Here is a 3,133-nt window from a genome sequence, read left to right on the forward strand (position 1 = left end):
AGCCCTTCCAGCCCAGGATCACCAAGGTCGCCTGCCGTTCCGCTGCCGAGCGAATGATCCCTTTTTCCACCGAATCATCCACCCGCCGAATGGCTTCCACTCGGGCCACGGCGCTGTGGGCTAGAACTTCCGCAAAGGTCAACAATTGCTCTTGCCGGGCCAGAGCCGCCGGCGAGATCCCAGCGCGGTCAGACAAAACGTGCAGCGGCAGCAGTGTCCCCCCTTCTTTCTTGGCCAGAATCAAAGCCAACCGCAGCAGGTTGCTCTCGGTGTCAGGGTTGGCCACCGGCACCAGGACGCGGGATCCCCAGGCTGGCTGGGGCAGGTTACCAGCTTCTGCCGCCACCTCTGCAGGCTGGAGTCGCTCACCCCAGCGGGCCACGATCCAAGGCGAGGCAATGCAGGTAATCAGGATCATGGCGATGGTGCCGTTCACCGTCAGCTCATCCACCAATTTCACGTTGAAAGCCACCGTGATTGCCGCCAAAGTAGCCGCCGCCTGCGCTACCGACAGGCCGAACATGACCATAGCGCTGGCCAAGCGCCAGCCAAACAGTTGGGCCGGGATCCAAGCCGCCAAAAACTTGCTCACCACCTCCGCGGCAATCATCACTCCGCCCACCAGCAGCGTGCGTGGCTCGCCCAAGAGAATGCTGGGGTTGATCAGCATCCCCACCGAGATCAAGAAAAACGGTATAAACAACGTGTTGCCGATGAACTGAATCCGGTTCATGAGGGGGCTGAGCTGGGGAATGAGGGGGGTGATGGCCGTCCCAGCTAAAAAGGCGCCCACCACAGGCTCAATGCCAATCAACCCCGCCCCGTAGGCCACCACGAACAAGGTGGCAATCACAAAAGTAAACTCCGCCCCCTCGTCGTGGCCAAAGCGCTGGAAAAACCAACCGCCCAGCTTGGGCACCCCCCAGAGGGTGGCAAACATGTAGAGGGCAATCGAGGGGATGAGCGTCAGCCAGAATTGCAGTGTCAGCTCCCCTTGATGGGCGCGCACCACCACCGCCAGCACCAGCAGCGCCAAGACATTGGTAATCAACGTCGCCCCCAGGGTGGCTGTTACCGCCTGCAGGCGCATCAGGCCCAACTTGGAGACAATCGGCAGGGCAATGAGGGTGTGGGAGGCAAAACACGAGGCCACCAGCACTGCCGCCAGAAAGTCATACCCCAAGGCCAGCATGGCCGCCGTGCCGATCACCATTGGCAACAGAAAGGTGAGCACCCCGAAGACACTGGCCTTGCCGGCGTTGAGCTTCAAATCCTCCAGGCTGGTCTCCAACCCGGCCATGAACATGAGAAACAACAGCCCCACCGTGCCTAACAAGACGATGGTTCCGTCCCGCTGCAAGATGCCCAAGCCGTAGGGCCCCACCACCAACCCGGACAGGATCAGGCCGATGATCCCCGGCAGGTGCAGCCGCTCAAACAGCAGCGGGGCCACCAGCATGATCGTCAGGAGGATCAGAAACACCAGCACTGGGTCTTTCACCGGGCCGAGCAGGGCCAGAGGGATCCCTGAAATTGGCAGCCAGTTAGCCATCATCACTACCCAACAGACAGCAACCCACAGACTCGGCCAAGCGCCCGCCTGAGTCTATCAGATTCATCCAGATTCAGATAGCTCCCCATGGCCCACAGCTTTCGTCCAGTCTTCAATCTCCGGCAGGGCGTTTAACAAGCATTCAAAATACATCAAGAACACACTGGGAATGAAGACAGCCTGGTGGTGGCGCCCGCAAAGAGGCGAGAGAAACCTTCGAGAAACACACACTAAAATCGGAGAGTGCATGCTCTTGGGCCGCTTATGAACCAGCTTGCTCCTGGAAAAGTGATCGGTCAGCGCTATGAACTGGTTCAGAAGATTGCGGCAGGGGGCATGGGGCAGGTGTTCAAGGCTGTGGATACCCGCCTGTTCAATCGTCCAGTGGCGGTGAAGCTGTTGCACCAAAACTTGGCAGGCGATGAAAACACCTGCCGTCACTTGCTCAAGCGCTTTCAGCAGGAAATTCGCATCAGTACCCTGCTGGGAGAGCACCCGGCCATTGTCAAGGTGCTGGATTACGGTCTGGAGAACAACCAACCTTATTTGGTGATGGAATACCTGAGGGGGCACAGCTTGGGAGAACTGATGCTCAAGCACCCGCTGCTGCCCCCTCAGCAGGTGGTGAAGATCGCCCGCCAAGTGTGTGCCGGTCTCTACTATGCCCACAATTTGGAGACTGAGCAAGATGGCCACCTCATCAAAGGGGTGATCCATCGCGACATCAAGCCCAGCAATCTCTTTGTTTTGAAAGATGAGACCCTGGGAGAGACGGTCAAGATCCTGGATTTTGGCATCGCCAAGTTGCTGAGCGATGTTTCTTTGGCCCTCGGCACCCAAACCACCGGCTTTTTGGGGACGGTGCGCTACGCCTCTCCCGAGCAGGTGCGCGGCGAGGAATTGGATCCCCGCTCCGACATCTACTCGTTCGGCGTGGTGCTCCACCGCATGCTGACCGGGCAACACCCCCTGCAGCCCAAGACCGATTCTTTTCCCGGTTGGTACGAGGCCCACAACTACCAACAGCCTCGGCCCTTCGACCGCTCCCAGTTGCCTCATGAGATCCCGCCAGCGCTGGAGGAAGTGGTGCTTGCTTGTCTGGCCAAAGACCCCGGCCAGCGGCCCCAAACCATGAAGCTCCTCAGCGACCAATTGGAGGGATCCCTGCAATCCCACAACAGCGCTGGCTCTTGCCTCACGCCCCCTCCAACAACCTCGCCGTTTTCCGAGCGCACCCTGGCAGCCATCGATGATTGGGAAGGCGCCCAACCGGAGTCCAGGGACAGGCAGATCCCCCTCTGGGGCGGGATAGCTCTTTTTGCCGCCATCGCCGGGAGCACTTTTTGGGGCCTCCGTCTGCTTTTGAGAGACCGCTTGCTGTTCCTTTGCCCTCTGACACCGATGAGCGGGAGGCCGGCCCAGATCCACTGCTGGACTGGCTGCTGCGGGATGGTGAGCCAGTGTTTGAAGATGATCCTGATCCGGTTCGGGAGAACCCTTAACCCGAACCCACGCCCAAATCGCCACCCACCCCTGCGCCTCCGCCCGTTGCAGCGCCGGCCCCCCCGCCCACTCCCATTC

2 protein-coding genes are annotated in these 3,133 nt (G+C 59.9%); one reads left to right on the forward strand and one right to left on the reverse strand.

Going from position 1 to position 3,133, the window contains the following annotated elements:
• The coding region (locus NW845_RS12670) for a cation:proton antiporter (RefSeq protein ID WP_414378786.1) at positions 1-1,552 on the reverse strand (1,552 nt) is incomplete at its 3' end.
• Positions 1,553-1,816: 264 nt separating this feature from the next.
• Here NW845_RS12670 and NW845_RS12675 point away from each other — a divergent pair.
• Positions 1,817-3,133 (forward strand): serine/threonine protein kinase (locus NW845_RS12675; RefSeq protein WP_414378787.1); only part of this gene is annotated, 1,317 nt, incomplete at its 3' end.

This window comes from Synechococcus sp. H60.2 (assembly GCF_047462315.1).
GTDB lineage: Bacteria > Cyanobacteriota > Cyanobacteriia > Thermostichales > Thermostichaceae > Thermostichus.